General features: G+C 69.1%; 16 protein-coding genes and 1 pseudogene. 13 read left to right on the forward strand and 4 right to left on the reverse strand.

Annotated features, from left to right (window positions below; translation table 11 throughout):
- The first annotated feature begins 192 nt into the window (after positions 1 to 192).
- The 3 genes from NLI01S_RS23935 to NLI01S_RS23945 are packed head-to-tail and all read left to right on the forward strand — an operon-like array spanning position 193 to position 2,745.
- Positions 193 to 1,878 carry a serine hydrolase domain-containing protein gene (locus tag NLI01S_RS23935; RefSeq protein ID WP_067608912.1) on the forward strand — a complete coding sequence of 562 codons (1,686 nt, stop codon included), beginning with the start codon at positions 193 to 195 and terminating at the stop codon, positions 1,876 to 1,878.
- 24 nt (positions 1,879 to 1,902) lie between these two features.
- Complete coding sequence (locus tag NLI01S_RS23940) at positions 1,903 to 2,313, forward strand: thiol-disulfide oxidoreductase DCC family protein (RefSeq protein ID WP_067608913.1); 411 nt, start codon at positions 1,903 to 1,905, stop codon at positions 2,311 to 2,313.
- Positions 2,314 to 2,346: 33 nt separating this feature from the next.
- A complete protein-coding gene (locus tag NLI01S_RS23945) occupies positions 2,347 to 2,745 on the forward strand; it encodes an SdpI family protein (RefSeq protein WP_067608950.1) in 399 nt (132 codons plus the stop codon).
- Here NLI01S_RS23945 and NLI01S_RS23950 read toward each other — a convergent pair.
- A complete protein-coding gene (locus NLI01S_RS23950; RefSeq protein ID WP_067608917.1) occupies positions 2,731 to 3,612 on the reverse strand; it encodes a 3-methyladenine DNA glycosylase in 882 nt (293 codons plus the stop codon). The two genes, NLI01S_RS23945 and NLI01S_RS23950, sit on opposite strands and share 15 nt — an antisense overlap.
- Positions 3,613 to 3,639: 27 nt before the next feature.
- Here NLI01S_RS23950 and NLI01S_RS23955 point away from each other — a divergent pair, with 27 nt between their 5' ends.
- Positions 3,640 to 4,236, forward strand: coding sequence for an HD domain-containing protein (locus NLI01S_RS23955; RefSeq protein ID WP_067608919.1), 597 nt, complete (start codon positions 3,640 to 3,642; stop codon positions 4,234 to 4,236).
- A gap of 5 nt (positions 4,237 to 4,241) precedes the next feature.
- Here the strand turns inward: NLI01S_RS23955 and NLI01S_RS23960 are convergent, their stop codons facing one another.
- Positions 4,242 to 6,026 carry a hypothetical protein gene (locus NLI01S_RS23960; protein WP_067608952.1) on the reverse strand — a complete coding sequence of 595 codons (1,785 nt, stop codon included), beginning with the start codon at positions 6,024 to 6,026 and terminating at the stop codon, positions 4,242 to 4,244.
- A 220-nt stretch (positions 6,027 to 6,246) separates the two neighbouring features.
- On the opposite strand from NLI01S_RS23960, the gene NLI01S_RS23965 reads away from it, so the two are divergent.
- A complete protein-coding gene (locus NLI01S_RS23965) occupies positions 6,247 to 7,671 on the forward strand; it encodes an aldehyde dehydrogenase family protein (protein ID WP_067608922.1) in 1,425 nt (474 codons plus the stop codon).
- Between the two features lie 71 nt (positions 7,672 to 7,742).
- Here NLI01S_RS23965 and NLI01S_RS23970 read toward each other — a convergent pair whose 3' ends face one another.
- Positions 7,743 to 8,771, reverse strand: a complete 1,029-nt coding sequence (locus NLI01S_RS23970; RefSeq protein ID WP_067608925.1) for a trypsin-like serine peptidase — start codon at positions 8,769 to 8,771, stop codon at positions 7,743 to 7,745.
- Between the two features lie 129 nt (positions 8,772 to 8,900).
- Positions 8,901 to 10,535, reverse strand: a complete 1,635-nt coding sequence (locus NLI01S_RS23975; RefSeq protein ID WP_067608927.1) for a CocE/NonD family hydrolase — start codon at positions 10,533 to 10,535, stop codon at positions 8,901 to 8,903.
- A gap of 248 nt (positions 10,536 to 10,783) precedes the next feature.
- Between NLI01S_RS23975 and dxr the strand changes: the two genes are divergently transcribed.
- The 8 genes and pseudogenes from dxr to NLI01S_RS26810 form a co-directional block, all read left to right on the forward strand.
- Positions 10,784 to 12,013 (forward strand): 1-deoxy-D-xylulose-5-phosphate reductoisomerase, encoded by a 1,230-nt coding sequence (gene dxr, locus NLI01S_RS23980; RefSeq protein WP_067608930.1) that lies wholly within the window; start codon positions 10,784 to 10,786, stop codon positions 12,011 to 12,013.
- A 27-nt stretch (positions 12,014 to 12,040) separates the two neighbouring features.
- A complete protein-coding gene (locus tag NLI01S_RS23985; RefSeq protein ID WP_067608933.1) occupies positions 12,041 to 13,399 on the forward strand; it encodes a M50 family metallopeptidase in 1,359 nt (452 codons plus the stop codon).
- A gap of 202 nt (positions 13,400 to 13,601) precedes the next feature.
- Positions 13,602 to 14,753 carry a flavodoxin-dependent (E)-4-hydroxy-3-methylbut-2-enyl-diphosphate synthase gene (gene ispG, locus NLI01S_RS23990; RefSeq protein WP_067608936.1) on the forward strand — a complete coding sequence of 384 codons (1,152 nt, stop codon included), beginning with the start codon at positions 13,602 to 13,604 and terminating at the stop codon, positions 14,751 to 14,753.
- 272 nt (positions 14,754 to 15,025) lie between these two features.
- Positions 15,026 to 16,486, forward strand: coding sequence for an amino acid permease (locus tag NLI01S_RS23995; RefSeq protein WP_067608940.1), 1,461 nt, complete (start codon positions 15,026 to 15,028; stop codon positions 16,484 to 16,486).
- 136 nt (positions 16,487 to 16,622) lie between these two features.
- Positions 16,623 to 17,417, forward strand: coding sequence for a carbon-nitrogen hydrolase family protein (locus NLI01S_RS24000; protein ID WP_067608943.1), 795 nt, complete (start codon positions 16,623 to 16,625; stop codon positions 17,415 to 17,417).
- Between the two features lie 49 nt (positions 17,418 to 17,466).
- The gene (locus NLI01S_RS24005) at positions 17,467 to 19,176 is read left to right on the forward strand and encodes a flavin monoamine oxidase family protein (protein WP_067608945.1); all 1,710 of its coding nucleotides are present in this window, start codon (positions 17,467 to 17,469) and stop codon (positions 19,174 to 19,176) included.
- Between the two features lie 104 nt (positions 19,177 to 19,280).
- Positions 19,281 to 20,066, forward strand: coding sequence for a sporulation protein (locus tag NLI01S_RS24010; RefSeq protein WP_067608948.1), 786 nt, complete (start codon positions 19,281 to 19,283; stop codon positions 20,064 to 20,066).
- Positions 20,067 to 20,126: 60 nt separating this feature from the next.
- Positions 20,127 to 20,262, forward strand: a pseudogene (locus NLI01S_RS26810) (IS982 family transposase); the annotation flags it as partial.

Below are 20,262 nucleotides of genomic sequence, written 5' to 3' on the forward strand. Positions count from 1 at the left end.
GCAGACCGAAACTCACACACCTACCCTCACCACACCAGAGTGGAATTCCGGTTTGTGGGTATTTGTGGATAACTTCGTTCCTGGCTGGCGGGGCCCATGACAGGTGTCATCTCCCATGCGGGGAGAACCTCATGGCGGATCGCTGACAGCGGTGACTGCATCTCCGGGCCGCCTTTTGCCAGGCTGGAGAGTATGGCTTCCAGCGACCCCTCCACACCCCCGGGACCTTCCGATCCGTCCGCTGCCCGGTCTTCGGACCTGGCTTCCACCCCACCTCACGCTCACCCCTCCAAGGCCGTCCGCCGTCAGCGCTCTTCCGCCGCACCTGGGCGAGCCTGGCTGGTCGCGCTCGGGATCGGTGTGGTGGTCGCGGTGTTGGCCGGGCTGTTCGCGCCGGCCCGGTCCACACCCGCGACCGGGGTGGCCGGGGACGCGTCGCTGGCCTCGGATGTGGAGCGGGTGCTGGGGGACCGGATGGTCGAGGTGCAAGGACTATCCGTGGCCCGGTTCGACCTCGACGACCCGGACTCGGTCGAATGGGCCGCAGCGGGGACCTCCGACGGCACCACACCGGTCGGTCCGGACACGCCGTTCGAGACCGGCTCGGTGATGAAGGTGATCACCGGGATGTTGCTCGCGGACATGGTGGAGCGGGGAGAGACCTCCCTGGACCGTACTCTCGCGGAGGTCTTCCCCGAGGTCGACTTCGATGATCCCGAGGTCGCCGACATCACCCTTCAGGAACTGGCCACCCACCACTCGGGACTGCGGGCGACCCCCGATGGGGAGGGCGCGGCGGTCACCTTCCGTTCCATGCTGCTGATCAGCCCGTACGAGGGAGCCACCTCGCCGGTGGACGGGCTCTCGCATACCCAGGCCGGACCCAAGGACCAGTACGTCTACTCCAATCACGGCTTCGCGACCCTTGGGCACGCGCTGGCGGCGGAAGCGGGTGACGACTACCCGGACCTGGTACGCGAGCGCGTCCTCGATCCCATGGGCATGGACGACACCGAGATCACCGCGGAACGCCCCGAGGGCGGTGCGCTCTCGTACTACGAACCGGGCGTGCGGGTCGCTCCGTGGACCAACACCGAGTACGCGCCAGCCGGGATCTCCACCTGGAGCACGGTTTCCGACCTGGTCACTCTGGTCGCCGGGGTCGCCGACGGGACCGCCCCGGGCTCCGACGCCACCGACGTGGTCTTGGAGGACGTGCGGATCGGCGGGGAGCCCTCGGAGGAGGAGCCCGCGACGGAGGCGGGCGGCGACACCGAACTGTCCATGGGGCTGGGTTGGCACGTCCTGGACACCCCCGAGCGCGGTGAGGTCACCTTCCACAGCGGGAAGGTCTACGGGTCCTCCACCACGGTCCTGTTCGACGATGAGCGCGCCGTCGTCCTCATGGGCAACAGCTTCACCCTACAGGAGAGCCAGTTGGCCCTGGGGCTGCTCGGCGACGAACCCGGGAAACCACTGTCGGCTCCTCCCGGCACCGCGATGTCCATGGCGCTGACCCTGCTTCCGCTGCTGCTCCCACCGGTTCTGTTGCTCGCCCTGATGATCCGCCGTCGAACCCTGATCGCTCAGCGTCCGCTGGACCGCCTGCGGATCGTCTCGTTGAGCCTGGGCGCCGTGGCCTGGTGGGTCTACACCCAGCGCGGAGGCGTGTGGACCGACCTGCCCACCGAACTGTCCGCCCTCGCCGCGGGCGTGGTCGCCACCGCCGTCACCGTCGGGGCGTGGCACTGGCGCCGGGTTCCGACGGAGGCGGGGCGATTCCGGTGGCTGCACGTCACGGTGTTCGTGTTCTCGGTGTTGTTCTCCCTGACCCTGCTCTCGCTGATGGTCTACGCCTTGCTTTTCGCCCGACAGTGAACTTTCGGCGGGTAGGAAGGAGACATGGGACATTCACGGGAATCACACCGGATCTCCTCGGCCGGGCTCTTCCTCTACGACCGTGATTGCGGGTTCTGCCAGCGGTCCGTCGCGTTCGCGCGGGAGCGGGTGCGTTCCCGTGTCTCCTTCGCGGCCTGGCAGGACGTCGACCTCAAGACCTTCGGGCTCACCCCCGAGCAGACCGACGAACAGGCCTGGCTGGTCCGCCCGGACCGGAGTCTGCTCGCCGGTGGCGACGCGGTCGCCGAGGTGCTTCGACACGGCCGGCTCCCGTTCCGGCTGCTGGGTCACCTCTTGGGGCTGCCCGGTCTGCGTTCCCTCACCCGGGTCGCCTACCGGGTGGTCGCGGCCAATCGATACCGTCTGCCCGGCGGTAGCGACACCTGTGCCCTGCCACCGCCGCGTGACCGCTGATCCCCTACAAGGAAAGAGACCCCGTTGACCTCGATGGCCCAGGCCGCCGAAGAGACCATCCCCCTCGCCCCGCTCATCATGGTGGTGCTGTCCATGCTGGGCGGCGCGGTGGCGTTGGTGGCGATGGGGGTCTACGGCGCGCAGCGCAAGATCAAGCCCAACGACTTCTTCGGGGTCCGCACGAGGTTCACCCGGTCGAGTGACGACGCCTGGTACGCGGTGCACGAGGCCTGCGCCCGCTGGTCGATCCTGGGCGGAGTCGCCTTCCTGCCGGCGGCGATCGTCACTCCGTTCCTTTCCACCCCGAACGCACAGATCATCGCGATCCTGGTGCCCACGACCGTGGGCACGGCACTACTGCTGGTGGGTTCTTGGCGGGGGCACAAGGTCGCCCGGAAGCGTCTGGCTCGCGAAGCCTCAAGCCGCCCGTAGCTCCCGGCACACCCCCAGCAGCCGCTCGCGCAGCACCCCGCCGCGTTCGGCGAAGTCGCGCTGGTACTCCATGTACGCGGCCTTGCCCTCGGCCGTCTCGATCCGCACGGGCTCGTACCCCCACTCCCGCAGGTCGTAGGGGGAGGCCCGCATGTCCAGCGTGCGGATCTCCCTGGACAGCTCGAAGCAGTCCACCACCAGCTCCGACGGCACCGCCGGTGTGAGCTTGTACGCCCACTTGTACAGGTCCATGTTGGCGTGCAGGCAGCCCGGCTGGTCCAGGTCCGCCTGGGTCTCCCTGGTGGGCGACAGGGTGTTGCGCGGGCGCGCGGGTTCGGTGAAGAACCGGAACGCGTCGAAGTGCGAGCACTGGATCCGGTGCGACTCGACCACCCGGTCGGTGCCCTCGTGGCCCAGCCGCAGCGGAACCTGGCCGTGGCGCACCTCCGACGTCCGGTACGCCATCGCCCACTCGTGCAGACCGAAGCAGCCCAGGTGCGCCGGGCGCGAGGCCACCGCCGACAGCAACCGCTCCACGAAGTCGAGCACGGGCCGCGCCGTCAGGAAAGCGGGTACGTCCAGCCCCACCCCGCCGTCGAGTTCGGTGTAGAAGCGCTCCGACAGCCGCTCGCGCGCGCCCTCCCCGGCCAGGATCGTGCCCACCCCGGGGTGCCAACGCCGCAGCTGCGCCGGCTTGAGGTTGTAGTAGGTGAACAGGAAGTCCTCGACCGGGTGCCGTTCGCCCTCGCGGCGTCGCCGCAGGTGGTCGGCGGTGAGCGCGTCGACGCGCTCGGCGTGCCGTTCGGCGCGTTCACGCCAGTCGGTCTCGGCCAACATGGTCCTGGTGGTCCCGGTCATCGTCCCCATCACGGCTCCCAGGGTAGGGTCCCCGGTGTGCAGATCCCCACCGACGAACAGATCCGGTCCCTCCACGAGAGGTACGCGCCCGACGCCGAGGCCTTCGAGCGCGTGTACACGCACTGCCAGGTGGTGTGCGCGGTCGCCGAGCAGCTCCTCGACCGCGCGCCCGCGAAGGTCGACGTCGACCTGGTCCGGGCGGGCTGCCTGTTGCACGACATCGGTGTCTACCGCCTGGTCGACGCCTCGGGTCGCATCGCCCACGACCGTTACGTGAGCCACGGGGTGCTCGGCCACGAACTCCTCGCCGCCGAGGGACTGCCCGAGACGCTGTGCCGGTTCTGTTCCCACCACACCGGTGTGGGGATCACCGCCGACGACGTGCGGTCCCAGGGGTTGCCGATCCCGGTGGCCGACTACCTCGCCCAGACCCCGGAGGAGGAGTTGGTGATGTACGCGGACAAGTTCCACAGCAAGACGCAACCGCCGGTCTTCCACTCCGTGGAGAGCTATTCGGCCAAGGTCCGCCGCTTCGGCGCGGACAAGGAGGTCCGCTTCAAGGCACTCGTGGAGAGCTATGGGGAGCCCGATCTCGCGGAGCTCTCCGCCCGGTTCGGGCACCGCACGCTCTAGCCGGGCTAGTTGGACTGCTGCACCGGAAGGTGCCGGCCCAGGTACCCCACGTACACGCGGTTGGTGGTCTCCGGCCCCAGGTCGGGGAAGAAGTACAGCCGTGGGCAGATTCCGTACTCGATGTCCAGCTTGATGTGCGCGTACATCGGCACCCGCCCGGCCGGGTCCACCTCGTGCGGCACCCGGAAGAACCGCTTCTCGTTGAGCTTGCCGCGGTTGCGCACGTAGTCCGACTCCTGTGACGCCAGCCGTTTGACCGGGATCACGCGGTAGCCGTCCGGCGGATCACGCAGGTAGGAATGGAACCCGAGCCCGCTGCCGGGGTTGTCGAACTGGTAGCGGGCGTAGTCGTTGAGCGCCAGCAGGGCTTCCCAGGCCCGGGTCACCCACAGGGCCTCCTTGCGGCTGTCGGCCAGTTCGTACACCGTCTGGTCCTCCAGGGTGAAGAACAGGTGCGGCAGCACGACGTCGTCGGTGATGCGCTCCAACAGCTCGGACACGCTCGTGGGCGGTCTCCGTTCGGGGTCGTTCGGGGCCGGAGCGGCGGCCAAACGGAACAGGCCCTCCTCGCGGGCGCGTTCGCGTAGCCAACGCGCCTCGTAACGGGCGGACCGGGTGTCCTCCCTCGCGGTGTTCAGCTCCTCGGTCAGGTCGGCGCTCTCGTCGAGTAGCTGCTGGCGTTCCTCCGACAGTTCCCCGATGCGTGCGTTGAGCCGGCGTACCTCCTCCCGAAGCCGTTGGAGCTGCTGTTCCTGCGCCTTGGCGGCGGCCAGTTCCGCGGTGGTCGCCGAGTCCTGTTCCGACCTGTGCGCGATGGCGTGCTCGGGTCCGTTGGTCGGTGCGGGAGCGAGTGAGGTGGGGTCCCGTCGCAGGTCATCGGTCTCCTCGCGCAGGAAGGTGTCGATCGCCCTGAGGGTCTCGGGTAGTCCTAGGGCCATGGCGTTGTCGCGCACCCGCCGGGACAGGGCGGCGCCGACCCAGTTGCGCACCCGTTCGCCGTCCCGCGCCGTGTCCAGGGTCGAGGGGCCCATCCGGGGATGTCGTGCGGAGTCCGTCTCGTCCCGGGGGTCCACCGAAGGCAGGAACGTGCGCACACCGCCGGCGGGTATCTCCAGGTCACGGGGGAGGAACGCGGCCATGCGATCCAGTGCCGCGGCGTCCAGCACGTATCCGGCGCACATGCCGGTGCAGCGGGACAGCGCACCGGCCATGGAATCGCGCCAGGCGGCCACGGTCACGTCCCCGGGGGCGCCGGTGGCGACGATCGCCAGGCGCCTGAGCGGATCAAGGATGGCCGAGTGCAGGGCGGCCACATCGGTGTCGTCGCGTCCTCGCACGATCCTGGGAGCGGGAGGCAGCGCGTGCGCGCCGTCATGGGCGTTGACCGCCTCCAACAGCATGCGCGCGGCCTCGGGCGGCATCACCTCCAGGCGGGTGCTCTCCGGGGAGATGCCGGGTGCGGGGTCGACGGTCATGTCCAGCCACAGGTAACGCCAGGGGGACAGTTCGGGGTCGACCACGACGGTGACCAGGGTGCGCCATACCCCGTCGGGTTTGTCGGACTCGGTGGTCAGTCTCAGGAAGGTGAGGCCCTCGTCGGCGTTGTCGTGCCGGGCGACCAACGCCCGGGACCGCTTGCTGAGGTCGTACCGACCCGAGGAGCCGAAGTCCACGCGCGCTCCGGAGTTCCCGCGTTTGCTCAACCACCGTGAGAGAACCGTCGAGGCGATGGCGACGAGATCCCCGTCGTCGTCCGGGACGGCGACGAGCGTGCGGTAGACGAGCGGCAATGGCACTCCCGGGTTCCCGTCGACGGCGGCGGACCCGAGGGCCTGTCCGAACACGCTGGCAGGACCCTCTCCCACCACTCTGTATCAAGGACCGCTTCCGCGCCAGCCGGTCAGCGTAAGAACCGTACGTGATCGGGTGCTCCAGTGTGGCCAACTCCGAGACCGGCTTTGGCAAGGGTGGACAAGCGCCGCCCCGCTCACGGGGTCTAGCGTCGCGGACATGACCACGCACCCGTTCTGGCTCGCCGGCACCGCGACCACCGGCGACACCGACATGACCGTCCTCAACCCCTACACCGGCGAGGCCGCGGGCACCGTGTCCGTGCCCACCCCGGATCAGGTGCAGGAGGCCGTGGCCGCCGCGCACTCGGTCGCCTCGCGCGCCGCAGCGCTGCCCGCGCACGTCAAGGCCACCGCCCTGGACCACATCGCCCGGCGCATCGGTGAGCGCTCCGAGGAGATCGCCCAGGTGATCACCGCCGAGAGCGGCAAACCGATCAAGTGGTCCCGTGTGGAGGCCGGGCGCGCCGCGTCCGTCTTTCGCTGGGCCGCCGAGGAGGCCCGTCGGGACAGTGGAGACCTCCAGAGACTGGACACCGACGCCGGTGGTGCCGGCCGTATGGCCCTGATCCGCCGCGTGCCCAAGGGTCCGATCCTGGGCATCTCCCCGTTCAACTTCCCGATCAACCTGGTCGCGCACAAGATCGCGCCCGCGATCGCGGTGGGCGCGCCCATCATCCTCAAGCCCGCGCCGGCCACCCCCATCACCGCGCTGTTGCTCGGCGAGATCATCGCCGAGACCGGGTTGCCCGGTGGCATGGTGTCCGTACTGCCCATGCCGAACGAGTCCGCGGCCGCGCTCATCACCGACGAGCGTCTGCCCGTCGTCTCCTTCACCGGCGGCGCCTTCGGCTGGGAGATCCAGCGCCGCGCCCCGCACAAGCACGTCACCCTGGAACTGGGGGGCAACGCCGCCGCGGTCGTGCTGGACGACGCCGACCTGGAGTGGGCGGCCCGACGCGTGGCCCTGTTCGGCAACAACCAGGCCGGCCAGGTGTGCATCGGAGTGCAGCGCGTCGTGGTGACCGACGCCGTGCACGACGAGTTCGTGCGGCTTCTGGTCGACCGGGTCGAGGAACTCGGCACCGGCGACCCCGTCGACGACGGGACCGACGTGGGTCCGATGGTCGACGAGGCCGCCGCCGAACGCGTGGCCGCCTGGGTGCAGGAGGCGGTCTCGGCGGGGGCGTGCGTGCTCACCGGCGGCACCCGCGACGGCGTGACCGTGGCGCCCACCGTCCTGGCCGACGCCCCCGCCGACGCCAAGGTGGTGCGCGAGGAGATCTTCGGTCCCGTCCTGGTGATCCAGCGGGTCGCCGACACCGACGCCGCCTTCGACGCGGTCAACGACAGCGCCTTCGGGCTCCAGGCCGGCGTGTTCACCCGGGACCTGCCCACCGCCTTCCGGGCCCACCGGGAGTTGGAGGTCGGCGGCGTGGTGGTCGGTGACGTTCCGACCTTCCGCGCCGACCAGATGCCCTACGGCGGCGTCAAGGGCTCCGGCGTGGGCAAGGAGGGTGTGCGTTCGGCGATGACCGACCTCACCGACGAGCGAGTCCTGGTCCTCACCGGCATCGACCTGTAGGGGTTCGCGCACGCGAGCGGCCGGTGACCGCGGAGCAGGAGTGGCGGTCACCGGCCGTGGGTGAGGGAGGTCTACAGTTCCGAGGCCCGCTCGTACAGGCGTCGGGCCTCGGAGCCCAGCCGTGGCCCGTACTGGATGGTGCGGTCGTCGGCGTACTTGAAGCTCACCACCGAGGCGATGTTCCCCTGTCCGGTGGACGGGTCGAAGTCGGCGAACCACGGTCCTCCGCTGGACCCCTGGGTCATGGAGCAGCGGACCCCGTTGGCGGTGGTGCCACCGGTGTCCGGGACCGTCCGGCCCGAGCAGTAGTGCAGGTTCTTGCCGTCGAAGGGTGAGGCGGACGGGTAGCCGAACGTGTACACCTGCACGCCCTGGTTCACCCGATCCTCGGTCCAGGTGTCGAAGGAGAGTCGCTGGGACCCGACCCGGTCCTGAACGGTGGTGGAGTCGGCCTCGTTGAGCACGACCATCGCGAAGTCGTAGCTGTCGTCCGCCTCCTTCGCCCACTTGGGGGAGACGATCAGGTCGCGTGCGGTGAACTTTCCGTGGGGGGCGTCACCGTCGTCGTGACCGGGCACGAAGGTCCAGTTGCGGGCCCAGGCGCCCTTTCCGTCCTTGGCGCAGTGACCGGCGGTCACCAGGGTGCTCTCGTTGGCGGAGTCCACGACGGAGGCCGAACAGGTGAAGTCGCGCCCGTCCATGGTCAGGTACACCTTGCCGGTGGTGCGGGTGACGAGTCCGCCGTCGTTCCAGGTCTCGCCCTCACTGTCGGGCCGGGCGGCCTGTGGTTCGACGGCGTCGTCGGTGGGGGCCGGGAGCACGGGTTCGGTGATCTCCAGGGCGGAGTCGACCAGGGCGGTGATGGGCTGCGCGGCGGCCATGCGCTCGTCGGTCCAGTAGTCGATGATCTCGGCGTGCTGGTCCTGGGTGACCGCGCCGGCCTGGTGGGCCACCCCGTCCACTCGGGTGGTGGGGGAGTGGCCGGCCCGGGTGACGGCCGACGTGGGTTCGGGAAGCTTGTCGATCATCGCCAAGCCCGCGAGGGCGACGGTGGCGGCGGCCAGCGGGGCGATGACCTTGTATTTGGTGGACGAGGTCATGGCCCGATCTTTGCACACCCGCGGTTAGCGAATGGCTACTTTGAGTTTGTGTCCTCGGTTTTTCGGGAAGAAGGCCCGGACGCCCTCGGTCGAGGGCGTCCGGGCCGACGATTCGGAAACGGTCTCGCCTTATCGGGTGAAGGGGATGCTCACCCGAGTGGGAGTCTCCTCGGGAGAGGTCACCTCGACCCTGTTCCCGGTCCGACTCTCCGCGGTGTAGCGGGCGTCGCGGCTGTCCACCACGACCGCCAGCCGGTGCCCGGCCGGAACGTCCCACACCACAGAGGACAGCTCGGTCTCCACCGTCACGGGCTCACCCGGGGTGGCGTCGCGCAACGTGTAGGGCGCGTGGCTCAGCAGCGAGCCGGTGCCCCGGTCGTTGATCGCGTACAGGTACACGAACACCGACTGATCGGCGGCGGTCGGAGTGACCGTGAACGTCACCTCGGGGGTGCCGGCCACGCGTGCGCCGTCGGGATAGGCGGGGCTGGTCCACACGGCCGCCCGGTAGCGGTCCACGGTGGGCAGCAGGACACCGGTGGGAACGTCGAAGAACTGCTGGAGCGCGCCGGAGAGCATTACGGTGCCGCTCTCGGCGGTGCTGCCGATCCCGGTCCGGAAGTCGTAGTCCCAGCCGGTCTGCGGCTCCGCCTCCATCGCCCCGGTGCTCTGCCAGCGCAGCCAGTCCTTGCTGGGTTCGCCGAGGTAGTACTCGTCGGTGTCGGTGGTCACCGACGGCCAGTCGGCGTGCGAGGACCACTCGCTTCCGTTGTTGGGCTTGACGAGCACGGGCTGCTCGGTGTCGATGCCGTTGTCCTCGCCCTTGAGGTGGTGGTCGAACCAGCGCCCCAGGTCCTCCCAGACCTCGTTGGGCAGGCCGAACGCGCCGAACACCTCGGGGGTGGCGTGGTCGCCGGGGGTGAGCATCATGCGCTTGGGACCGGAGAGTTCCTCGTAGAAGTCGGCCATGTGCCCGACGGGGAACATGCCGTCGTTCCAACCGTGCGCGATCATCACGGCGGTTCCGTTGGCGTTGAGCCGGTCCACCTTGGTGCTCGCGGAACGGTCCGGGGCCATCTCCAGGATGGGATCGACGTTGCCGGCGCGGTACTCTCGCTCGGCCTCCCGGAGCAGTTCACCGGGCTGTCCGACCAGGTTGCCGGCCAGGAGCAGCAGTTCGGCGGACTGCACGTCGATGGTCTCGTTCGGGTAGAGGGAGGCCTCCAGGTCGGCCCAGCCGCTCATGGAACCGACGACCTTGACCCGGTCGTCCTCGGCCGCGGTCAGCAGGCTGATTCCCGCTCCGTAGGAGATGCCGGCCATGCCGATGCGGTCGGCGTCGGAGTCGGTGTTGGCCAGGGCCCAGTCGATGACGGCACTGGCGTCGGCCCGATCCTCGGGGCCGGCGACCTCGATGCCGCCGCCGGAGTCCCAGAAGCCGCGCGAGCTGTAGGTGACGACCTGGTAGCCGGACTCCTCGGCCAGCTTCTTGGCGGCGCCCACGTAGAGGAGGTGCGGGGTGCCCCAGGCGGACGGCATGACCAGCAGCGGGTGCGGGCCCTGCACACCTGTGGGGGTGATGACCTTGGCCTTCAGCTCGGTACCGTCGTGACTGACGATGGTCTCGTAGCCGATGGTGGAGCCGACGCTCTGCGCGGCCGCGGGGGCTGGAGAGAGGAGCGCGGCGGCAAGGACGGACGCCACGAGGATGGACAGGATCCGGGGGAGCGCGCCGCTCAGGGCGCCTCTGGGGGTGGGGGTCATTCGAAACCTCTGAGGGGAAGGGGCGGGGAGGCTCCGATGGGTCGCGCCGGCGCCATCGGGGGAGGGTCGAGGGCGCGTGTTCGGTCGCGCCCGACCATGCTCGGCGTCACTTTCTACTGTGGCGTAACTTACTCACCGGTTAAGTTAGGCGAACGACGTTGCCGTGTAAAGCCCCGGCCGTCTCCCCGTCGTTCCCGCGCCGTCCACAGGCCCCGACACCGCACCGGGAATTGGGCGACAATGGAGGGGTGCGAGAAGAACAGCAGCGAACAGTAGTCATCCTCGGGTCCACCGGTTCCATCGGTACCCAGGCCATCGACATCGTCCAGCGCAACCCGGAACGTTTCCGCGTGGTGGGCCTGGCCGCCGGCGGTGGGCGGGTGGACCTGCTCGCCAAGCAGGCCGCGCGGCTCGGTGTCGAACGAGTGGCCGTGGCCGATGAGTCCCGAGCGGTGGAGCTCACCCGCCTGTTGGCCGAACAGGGCTCCTCCGCCGAGGTGCTGACCGGCGGCGAGGGCGTGGCCGTGCTCGCCGGGCACCCCTGCGACGTCGTCCTCAACGGCATCACCGGGGCCTTGGGACTGGAGTCCACGCTCGCCACGCTGCGTGCCGGCAACACCCTGGCCTTGGCCAACAAGGAGTCCCTCATCATCGGTGGTCCGCTGGTGCGCGACCTGGCCGCCCCCGGCCAGATCGTTCCGGTCGACTCCGAGCACTACGCACTCGCCCAGTGCTTCCCGTACCGGCCGGAAGGCGAGCTCACCAGCCTCGCCCAGGGTCTGGTCCGCGCCGAGCTCTCGGATGTGCGGCGCCTGGTCGTCACGGCCAGTGGCGGGCCCTTCCGTGGCCGCCGGGCCGATGAACTGGCGAACGTCACGCCGGAACAGGCGTTGAACCACCCCACCTGGAGCATGGGGCCGGTCATCACCGTCAACTCCGCCACCCTGGTCAACAAGGGGCTGGAGGTGATCGAGGCCAACCTGCTGTTCGACGTTCCCTTCGACCGCGTCGACGTGGTCGTCCACCCGCAGTCGATCGTGCACTCGATGGTCGAGTACGTGGACGGCACGACCCTGGCCAAGGCCAGCCCGCCCAGCATGATGATCCCCATCGCCTACGGCATGAGCGCCCCGGAACGCGTCCCGGACGCAGCCCCCGGCATGGACTGGACCAAGGCGCAGAGCTGGACCTTCGAGCCGCTCGACCACGAGGCCTTCCCCGCGGTGCGCATCGCGGCCGAAGTCGGTGCCGCCGGCGGCACCGCCCCGGCGGTGTACAACGCGGCCAACGAGGAGGCGGTCGACGCGTTCCTGCGTGAGAACCTCGCGTTCCCGGCGATCATGGACACCGTGTCCCGGGTAGTCTCGGAGCACCAGCGGACGGATCGGCCGGGTTCCACGCCCCTGACCCTGGACGACGTCTACGCCGCAGACACCTGGGCCCGAACCCGCGCTCGCGAACTGCTCGCCCGCGGCTGAGGACCGACCTGGCTTGAGGAGAGATACATGGTCGTGCTGTTGACCGTGGTCGGCGTCATCCTGCTCGTTCTGGGACTGCTGTTCTCGATCGCCTGGCATGAGCTCGGCCACATGGCCACGGCCAAGATGTTCGGTATCAAGTGCACCGAGTTCATGGTCGGGTTCGGAAAGACCCTGTGGTCCACCCGCAAGGGCGAGACCGAGTACGGCATCAAGGCGGTGCCACTGGGCGGGTTCGTGCGGATGATCGGGATGCTCCCGCCCGCCCGCCGCACCGAGGACCAGGGCCCACGTAAGATGTCGCGCTGGCGGGCCCTGGCCGAGGACGCCCGCGAGGCCTCCTACGTGGAGTTGTCCCCCGAGGACGAGGACCGTCAGTTCTACCAGCGCTCCCCGTGGAAGCGGCTGATCGTCATGTTCGCCGGTCCGGGCATGAACCTGGTGCTGGGAACGGTGCTGCTCGGCGTGCTCTTCATGGGCATCGGCGTGTACCAGGACACCAACGAGGTCGGTGTCGTCAACGAGTGCGTGGTCCCGCAGAGCGCCTCCATCACCGAGTGCACCGACGACCTGCCGGCCACCCCCGCCCACGAGGCCGGGTTGCTGCCGGGCGATGTCGTGGTGTCCGTAGGCGGTACCGACACCCCCGACTGGGCCTCGGCCAGCCGTGAGATCCGTGAGTCGGACGGCCCCACCGAGTTCGGCATCGAACGCGACGGCGAAGAGCTCACCACCGAGGTGGACATCGTCCAGAGCGAGCTGCCGGCCCGCGACCAGGCCGGTGAGATCGTCTACGAGACCGACGAGGACGGCGACAACGTCTACGACGAGAGCGGCCGTCGGATCCCGGCCGTGGAGACCGTCGGCTTCCTGGGCATCCACTTCGCAAAGGAACGCGGCACGCTCACCGTGGCCGAGTCCGCCGGTGAGGTCGGCGAGATGCTGGTCGGCGTCGGCCAGGCCATCGTGGCGCTGCCGAGCAAGGTCCCCGAGGTGTTCGGTGCGGCCTTCCTGGGCGAGCAGCGCACCGAGGACTCTCCCGTGGGCATCGTCGGTATCTCCCGCATCGGTGGCGAGATCATGTCGCAGGGCCTGCCCCTGGTGGACACCGCGGCGATGATGATCAGCATCCTGGCCGGCGTCAACTTCTTCCTGTTCGCCTTCAACATGGTGCCGATCCTGCCGCTGGACGGCGGGCACATGGCCGGGGCGCTCTGGGAGTCCATCAAGAGGTGGACGGCGCGTCTGTTCAAGCGTCCGGACCCGGGCCCGGTGGACATCGCGCTGCTCACCCCGGTGGCCTACGTCGTGGTGGCGTGTTTCCTGGTGTTCAGCGTGATCCTGCTCGTGGCGGATCTGGTCAATCCGGTCATGCTGTTCGGTTGAACGGTGTGAGTGCCACCACGAGGGGCCGAGCAGCGGCTCCGGGGCGGGTAACCTTGGACGAGCGTTCCGGGAACGACGGCAACGGCCCCGGCCGACCGGACGGAGCACCCGAACGCGGATCCGGGCGCCGCCGCGCCCTTCTCACGAACCGCGACATCAATTGCCGCCCTCCCTTTCCGGCGGCAGACGAGGTGAATCAAGCGTGACCGTCGATCTCGGTATCCCCGTCACCCCTCCGCGTCCCATGGCCACGCGCCGCAAGACGCGGCAGATCATGGTCGGGAACGTCCCCGTGGGCGGGGACGCACCGGTGTCCGTGCAGTCGATGACGACCACTCGCACCTCCGACATCAACGCGACCCTGCAACAGATCGCCGAGCTCACCGCCTCGGGCTGCCAGATCGTTCGTGTGGCCGTGCCCACCAACGACGACGCCGACGCACTGCCGATCATCGCCAAGAAGTCGCAGATCCCGGTGATCGCGGACATCCACTTCCAGCCCAAGTACGTGTTCGCGGCCATCGACGCGGGTTGCGCGGCGGTGCGCGTCAACCCGGGCAACATCAAGAAGTTCGACGACAAGGTCGCCGAGATCGCCAAGGCCGCGAACGACGCCGGCACGCCGATCCGCATCGGCGTCAACGCCGGTTCGCTCGACAAACGCCTGCTGGCCAAGTACGGCAAGGCCACCCCCGAGGCCCTGGTGGAGTCGGCTCTGTGGGAGTGCTCCCTGTTCGAGGAGCACGGTTTCCGCGACATCAAGATCTCGGTCAAGCACAACGACCCGGTCGTGATGGTCAACGCCTACCGTCTGCTGTCGGAGGCCTGCGACTACCCGCTGCACCTGGGTGTCACCGAGGCCGGCCCGGCCTTCCAGGGCACGATCAAGTCCTCGGTGGCCTTCGGCGCGCTCCTCTCGGAGGGCATCGGCGACACCATCCGCGTCTCCCTGTCCGCGCCGCCGGCCGAGGAGGTCAAGGTCGGCAACCAGATCCTGGAGTCGCTGGGTCTGCGTGAGCGCGGTCTGGAGATCGTCTCCTGCCCGAGCTGTGGCCGCGCCCAGGTGGACGTGTACACGCTGGCCGAAGAGGTCACCGCGGGTCTGGAGGGCATGGAGGTGCCGCTGCGCGTGGCCGTCATGGGCTGCGTCGTCAATGGTCCGGGTGAGGCGCGCGACGCCGACCTGGGGGTGGCATCCGGCAACGGCAAGGGCCAGATCTTCGTCAAGGGAGAGGTCATCAAGACCGTCCCCGAGTCCAAGATCGTGGAGACCCTCATCGAGGAGGCCCTGCGCATCGCCGAGGAGATGGGCGAGACCGGCGTGGAGGGCGAGCCCAGCGTGTCCGTGGGCTGACGCCACCTTCTTCCCGAGTGCTTCGCTGAAGGGGGAGCGCGGTCGACCACCGTGCTCCCCCTTTCGCGTGCGTGGTCGGGGCGTCGGATCGTGTGTCGTGTGTCACGCGCTGGTGCGCTTTCTTGTCCCGGCGCGCACCGATGCCACGTGAAAACCCGACAGACGCAATGAATGTGGGTCATGTTACTCAGGCGACACCATTAACGTTGCCTAGGGCACATTTCGGGAGACCCCCACCGTGCCGATCCCACTGATCAGCGAGGAGACAATTCGTGGTGGAGCAGAAGACACCCGCGCGGGTGGGCGCGGGCGTGCCCACGCTTGGTCGACGCCTGTCCCGGCGCAAGCCGGTCGAGAAGTTGGTGGCCGAGACCGAGAGCGGGCACGGGCTGCACCGCACGATGGGCTTTTGGCAGCTGTCCATGATCGGCATCGGTGCCACCCTGGGCACCGGCATCTTCGTCGTCCTCGGTGAGGCCGTCCCGATCGCCGGTCCCGCCGTCATCCTGTCGTTCGTCCTGGCCGGGGTCACCGCGCTCTTCTCCGCCCTGGCCTACGCGGAGATGGCCGGGATGATCCCCGCGTCCGGCTCCGCCTACTCGTACTCCTACGCCACCATGGGCGAGTTCATGGCCTGGGTGTGCGGCTGGTGCCTCATGCTCACCTACGGGGTCTCGGTGGCCGCCGTCGGCGTCGGCTGGGGACAGTACATCGACGAACTGCTTCAGCTGACCACCGGGCTGTCGATGCCCGCCGCCCTCCTGGCCGGTCCCCTCGAAGGCGGACTGATCAACCTGCCCGCCGCCATCGTGGTGCTGCTGTCGATGTTCGCCCTGCTGGTCGGGGTCAGGGAGAGCACCCGCGCCAACGCCGTCATGGTCGTCGTCAAGGTGGCCGTGCTGGTCATGTTCGTGGCCATCGCCGTCACCGCGGTCCAGGACGGCAACTTCGCCCCCTTCATGCCCATGGGCATGGCCGGGGTCTCCGCCGCGGGCGCCACCCTGTTCTTCTCCTACATCGGCTTCGACTCCGCCTCCACCGCCAGCGAGGAGGCCAAGAACCCGCAGCGCGACCTGCCCCGCGCCATCATGTTCTCGATGATCGTGGTCACCGCGATCTACTGCCTGGTGGCGTTCAGCGCCGTGGGCGCCATCAACTGGACCGGGTTCGTCGAGGGTCGTACCTCCCTCGCCGGCATCCTCACCGTGGTCACCGGCACCCCGATCTGGGCGGTCATCTTCGCCGCCGGAGCAGTCCTGGCCCTGGCCAGCGTCGTGCTGGTGGTCCTGTACAGCCAGACACGCATCCTCTACGCGATGTCGCGCGACGGCCTGATCCCCAAGGCCTTCTCCAAGGTCGACGCCAAGGGCACCCCGCGCGCCAACACCGTCATCACCTCGGTGCTCATCGCGCTGCTGGCCGCGCTCGTCCCGCTGGGTCCGCTCGCCGACGCGACCGCCATCGGCACGCTGTTCGCCTTCGCACTGGTCAACGTGGCCGTGCTGGTGCTGCGCCGGAATCGCCCCGACCTCGAGCGTGCCTTCCGGATGCCCGGTGCCCCGGTGACCCCGGTCCTGGGCGTCCTGACCTGCGCCTACCTCATGTTCAGCATGTCGCTGAGCGTATGGATCGCCTTCGGCGTCTGGTTGGCGCTGGGGCTGGCGGTCTACTTCGGCTACAGCATGCGCCGCTCGGAGCTGGAGCGGGAAGGCGCGGTCGAAGTCGTCGCCTGAACGAGCCGTCCACGCAACGATCCGTCGCCGAAGCGGAACAACTCGCAACACCACGTCGTTTCGGCGCACGGATCCGACGCCTTCCTGCGCCTAGAGTGGACGCGGCCCGAAGACGATCCACCAGGGAGGACGGACGATGCCGAACCCACTGCGGGTGGCCCTCGACCAGGGCACCGGGCGCAGCGGCGACACCGACTCCGCCCTCCTCCGGCTCCAGGAGAGCGCCCGTGCCGCCGCGGCGCGGGGCGCGGACCTCTTGGTGACCCCGGAGATGTCCCTGACCGGCTACAACATCGGTGACAGGGTTCGTGAACTGGCCGAACCGGCCGACGGTCCGCTCTTGGAGGCGGTGGTCCGGATCGCCACCGACTCCGGGGTGGCCGTGGTCTACGGCTTCGCCGAACTCGCCGACGGTCGGGTGTACAACGCGGTACGGCTCGTGGACTCCGCCGGGGTCTCCCGCGCGCTCTACCGCAAGACGCACCTGTTCGGTGACCTGGACCGGAACCTGTTCGATCCGGGTGAGGAACTCGTCGTCCAGGCCGACCTCGGTGGCCACCGGCTCGGGTTCATCGTCTGTTACGACGTGGAATTCCCCGAGATCGCGCGTGCCCACGCGATGGCCGGTACGACCCTCCTGATCGTGCCGACCGCCCTGATGGCGCCCACCACCTCGGTGGCCACCATCCTGGTGCCGGCCCGGGCCATGGAGAACCAGATCCACGTGGCCTACGTGAACCGCTGCGACGCCGAGGGCGAGCTCGACTACGTCGGGCTGAGCACCCTGGTCGGCCCGGACGGCGCCGAGCTGTTGCGCGCCGGCCCCACCGAGGAACTTTTGGTCGGCGACGTCGACCCGACCGCCGTCGAGGCCGCGCGCGCCGAGCCGTTCTACCTGAGCGATCGTCGTATCGACCTGTACGGCCGCTGAACCCGCCTCCACGTCCCCACCGCCTCAGCCCCTGTGAAGGAGGGCCTTCATGACCTCCGCCGTGCCCACGTCCGCCGGTGCCGCCCCGCGGGGTGAGCGGCCCCTGAACATGTGCGGACCCGACTTCCCGTTCGCCTACGACTCCTACCTGGACCATCCCGCGGGGCTGGGCCAGGTGCCCGCCGAACACCACGGCACCGAGGTCGCCGTGATCGGCGGTGGGCTGTCCGGCATCGTCACCGCCTACGAGCTCATGAAGATGGGCCTGAAACCGGTGGTGTACGAGGCCGACCGGATCGGTGGTCGTCTACGCACCGAACGCCTGCCCGGTGCTCCCGAGGACGTGGTGGCCGAGATGGGCGCCATGCGGTTCCCGCCGTCCTCCACCGCGTTCTGGCACTACGTGGACCGCGTGGGTCTGGGCACCACCGCCTTTCCGAACCCGCTCTCGCCGGCCACCCCGAGCACCGTCGTCGACCTCAAGGGCAGGACGCACTACGCCACCGATCTGGACGACCTGCCCGAGGTCTACCGCGAGGTCGCCCGGGCCTGGGACGAGACCCTGGAGAGCGTCGACCACGGCCGCATGCAAAGGGCGATCCGCGAGCGCGACGTCGCCACCCAGAAGGAAATCTGGAACCGGCTCGTCGAGAGGCTGGACGACCAGACCTTCTACGGGTTCCTGTGCCAGGCTCCGGGCTTCTCCTCGTTCCGCAAGCGGGAGATCTTCGGCCAGGTGGGCTTCGGTACCGGTGGCTGGGACACGGACTTCCCCAACTCCATCCTGGAGATCCTGCGGGTCACCTACACGGGTGCGGACGACGACCACATGAGCATCGTCGGAGGGGTCGACCGACTGCCGCGACGCCTGTGGGAGGACACCCCGGACAAGCTCGTGTACTGGGCGACGGGCACCTCCCTGGCCTCGTTGCACGGGTCCGGCCCGCTCCCGGCGGTCACGGCGCTGCGTCGTACGGCCGTCAAGGGGCGCCCCGGTGGCAACATCACCGTCACCGACGCCTCCGGTTCCACCCGCACCTATCCGGCGGCGGTCTTCACCGCGCAGTCCTGGGCGCTGCTGTCCAAGGTCGACTGTGACGAGGACCTGCTGCCCATCGACCACTGGAACGCCCTCGAACGGACCCACTACATGGAGTCCTCGAAGCTGTTCGTTCCGGTGGACCGTGCCTTCTGGCGGGACAAGGACCCTGAGACCGGCCGGGACGTCATGAGCATGACGCTCACCGATCGGATGACCCGCGGCACCTACCTGCTGGAGGGCGCGGACCCCGAGGGCCCCGCCGCGATCTGTATGTCGTACACCTGGTGCGACGACTCGCTCAAGTGGCTGCCGCTGTCGGCCAACGAGCGCCTGGAGGTCATGCTGGCCTCGTTGGGCAAGATCTATCCGGGCGTGGACATCCGCTCGCACGTCACCGGCGACCCCGTCACGATCTCCTGGGAGGACGAGCCCTACTTCATGGGCGCGTTCAAGGCGAACCTGCCCGGCCACTACCGGTACCAGCGGCGGCTGTTCACCCACTTCCGCCAGGACGACCTGGAGGAGCGCCACCGCGGCCTGTTCCTGGCCGGGGACGACATCTCCTGGACCGCCGGTTGGGCCGAGGGCGCCGTTCAGACCGCCCTGAACGCCGTGTGGGGCGTGATGCACCACCTCGGCGGCACCACCGACCCCACCAACCCGGGTCCGGGCGACCTGTTCGACGAGCTGGCCCCCCTCGCCCTGCCCGAGGACTGATCCACGGGGCCCGCCTCCCGCTCCCGGAACACCTGCGATAGGTTGCGGGCGGCCGGGAGCCCCCGATGTCTCGGCCGCATGCCCACCGAGATGAGGAAGCGCCCATGGTCATCAAACGTCTGCTCGCCGGTATCGGATTCGGCGGGGCCTCGGTGGAGACCTCACTGGACTCCTCCGTGACCGTTCCGGGCGGCTCCTTGCAGGGCACCGTCGTCATCGAGGGCGGCGACGTCGAGCAGAAGGTGGAGCAGCTCACGATCGGTCTCCAGGCCCGGGTCGAGACCGAGGTGGGCGACCAAGAGGTCGACAGTGACATGGAGTTCCATCGCGTGCGTCTGGGAGAGGGCGTGGCCCTGGTGCCGGGGCAGCGCTTCGCGGTGCCCTTCGAGCTCTTCGTGCCCTGGGAGACCCCCATCACGTCCCACCGTGGCCGCCACCTGCAGCACATGAACCTCGGCGTGAACACCCGTCTGCACGTGGCCAAGGCGATCGACCCCGGGGACCTGGACCCGGTGACCATCGAGCCCCTTCCCGCGCAGGCCGCGATCCTGGACTCGCTGTTCTCCCTCGGGTTCACGTTCAAGCACGCCGACCTGGAGCGCGGCCGCCTGGCCAGGACCCGGCAGCGACTGCCCTTCTACCAGGAGATCGAGTTCCGCTCTCCCCGTCGCTACCGGGGCCTGAACGAACTGGAACTGTCCCTGGTCACCGACGAGCACGGCATCGACGTGGTGCTGGAACTGGACAAGAAGCCGGGACTGCTCTTCTCCGAGGGCCGCGACACCTACCACCGCTTCAGCGTGAGCCACCAGGAGGGCGCCGGTCGTGACTGGTCGGGGCACCTGAACCAGTGGATCGACTCCCTGGCGGGCCGGCGGGGCCTCTTCTAGATGAGTAATTCCCAGGGGTGCGTGGTCTGAGCATGAGGCGAGGGAGCCCATGGTCGAGTTGTGACGCAAGACCTGGACTCCCTCGCCCAAGCACTCTATGACACCACCCAGCGGCTCCTGAAACACTGCCCGGACCTGGCCCCCTGGCGGCCCACCATCGGCTTGCAACCCCGCCTGTCCGACGCCGACCCGGTCA

The organism is Nocardiopsis listeri NBRC 13360 (genome assembly GCF_001570765.1).
Taxonomy (GTDB): Bacteria; Actinomycetota; Actinomycetes; order Streptosporangiales; family Streptosporangiaceae; genus Nocardiopsis; species Nocardiopsis listeri.